Raw genomic sequence first — 2,749 nt, forward strand, 5'->3', positions numbered from 1 at the left:
GTGCGGAACTGAGTCCTGTAATCTTCCCAGATCGGTTATCTATTTTTCCTTTTTGAAAGAAGGTGGATTCGCCTTCTGTTTTCAGGAAATCGCCCTCATTGACTGCAATCGCTTCAAGCACAGAAGGATCGAACGCAATATCAAATTGCCATCCCGCTAAATCAATGATATTTCTTGCCCTGAGATCGAGGGTGAACGTATCCCTGACATGAATTGCTGTTTCGGAAAAATTATACCCGATTCCGGAGTTTGATGCCGTGACAGTGTATGCTGCCCCTTGTTCAAACCCAAAAAAGCCGCCCCACTCCCAAAAGTCCTCATAAACGGCAACTAACAAGACGTTTATCCCTATTTCCAGGATAACAGGGAACATATCTTGGTAATCCTCAGACCCACGATGCACCGGATTGTTATGAACCAATTTTCCATTGAGCCAAACCTTGACAGCATCACTACTGCCAACAAACATGTTTATGTTTTGTTTTTTCGGTGAAAAGAGGTGCACCACTCCATAGGCAACATGGCGGTTTATATCACCGATTCCCAATCCGGCAACATTCACCATATCATTTATGTTGTCAATACCGCTTGCGGAGATTTTGTGGGATACCCAGACGCTGTCCCCAACCGGATTGCCTTCAACTGCACCGTTCGTAGCAACCTTCAGTTCTGTTACATCACCTTCACTGATTTCTGCAAGGAAATCCACTCCAGAAGCAGCAGCATCTTTAGCAGACTTATCTCCTATGGGAGTAATCATCCATAACCAGGGCCCCACTATTTTCGGGCCATGCTTCGGAGAACCCGGATTATGTAATAGACGGATAGCTGTGTTCTGCTGCAACCCCTCCAAAGGCAAAAAGTCAGATATTGCGTTTTCCTCAAGGTTTAGCCATTCTAAATTAGCTAAACCTCCTAAGGCAGATACATCCGATATATTGTTCTTTTCAAGGTTTAGCCACTTCAGTTTCGTTAATTCTCTTAGAGGTGATATATCCGAAACTTTGTTGTCTTCAAGACTGAGACGCTCCAAACCTGTAAATTCTGCCAATAGTGAGATGTCTGAAATATTGCAGGAACGAAAATAGAGTTCCTTCAAATTTTTTGCCCCGATGAGTGTCGAAATATCTGGGGTGCCCCCGCAAATATCAATACTTTCGAGTTCTATCAGTGGAGATAGGTCGGATAGCGGGTTGTCCCAGGATCCAAAACTTTTTAGGTTCGGGACTCCTGATAGAGGTGAAAGGTCGGATATGTTGTTACCAGTCGCATGTATACCCGACAGATTTTTTAATCCTACTAATGGCGATAGGTCAGATGCTCGGTTATGGGCAAAATCTAGCGACGCTAAGTTGTGTAATTCTGTCAATGGTGATAGGTCGAATACTTTATTTTCATAGAGAAACAGGGAAGCCAGGTGTGTGAGCCCTGAGAGGGGTGACAGGTCGGATATAAGGTTATTCGCGATGTTCAGTGAATGAAGATTTGTAGCGAACTCAAGTCCTGTTAAATCGCGAATGCCGCTACTCTCCGCTACGAAGTCTCTCAGCGTTGCCATTTCTTCTGCTGTAATCTGGGCACCTGCCTTTTTATCCAGGGATTCTGCAATTGCGGCGCGGAGGTTCGGATCCGGAATGTAAACAGATTCTCCAGGGATGATTTCCACTTGCGGATCAACTGTTCGGGTTTTTCGACTCGGAAAAATCCAGCGCAAACACAACTTCACTAAATTGTTCTGTCCACGTATCCCGTTTCATGGTGCGATTCTCTAACACCAGTAACCCTAAGTTTTGTAGACTCACATTCTGCTGAATCTTTTGAAGAAACGCCTCGGTTTCTAATCCGACAGCGGCTGCAGCGTGTGCTGCCTCAAGAGGTCTTTGGAACGCTTCATGGAATCGCTGAATCGGCTCAATACCACCAAACACACCGCCTGTTTCCTCAAGTGCCCCCCGATAACGCTCGGTATCCTCCGCCACAAACGCATCCATCTCGGCTTTCTCAACGTAGAGTCGCAAGGCACGATCTTTGTTAAAGGGGGGATTGGCGTTCTGTTCAACAACACCCCGCACCTCATCTTCAAAGGTCTTGATTCCCTCCGTATGGCAACCGATACAGGAGAGTCCATTACGGACGGTTGGATCGCTCGCAGCAGGGTTCCGAACGATGCTTATTGGTGCTTCATTAAGGCGGTTGCCTCCGGCATCTGCCAAATAATACGCCTGCAAGCCGTTCGGCAGATTGAAGATAATCTCGCCGCCATCGTGTGTGAAGGAGAGTGGATGCGTAAAAATATGCTGTGTGCCAACACTCCCCGCAAAGTCGTAACTTTTCCAATACGCACCATATCGCGATTCATGCCGTTCCACAACGCGGTTATGATTGGATACGCCGGAATCGTTGAAACCGGCACGCCAGACGCGCCTTCCCGCTGCGTTCCGAAGATTCTCGACAACGTTCACCTCAAGCCGTGTTTCCAACTCTCGATCGGTTTCAGGGAGACCAAGAATGTCATGGTAGAGCGGTGGCAAAGACGCTGTCGCAAGGAACCAGTCCACGTGAACGAACGGCACCTCACAATCCAGTTCTCCTCGTAGGTTCACTAATTTTTCACGGAGTGCTGTCTGTGTTGGCGCGTTGAACTCAATCCTGTAAGGGTATTCCGCCTCAATTAGTGTCCACCGATTGATTCCAATCTCCCATTCGTAATCTCGGAGGTCGATATAGAAGATTGTTTCTTCTGAATCAA

At 47.0% G+C, this 2,749-nt stretch carries 1 protein-coding gene; it reads right to left on the minus strand.

Going from position 1 to position 2,749, the window contains the following annotated elements; translation table 11 throughout:
- Positions 1–1,666 (minus strand): hypothetical protein (locus F4X88_20115; GenBank protein ID MYA58588.1); only part of this gene is annotated, 1,666 nt, incomplete at its 3' end.
- Positions 1,667–2,749: the final 1,083 nt, after the last annotated feature.

The organism is Candidatus Poribacteria bacterium, from assembly GCA_009839745.1.
GTDB lineage: Bacteria > Poribacteria > WGA-4E > WGA-4E > WGA-3G > WGA-3G.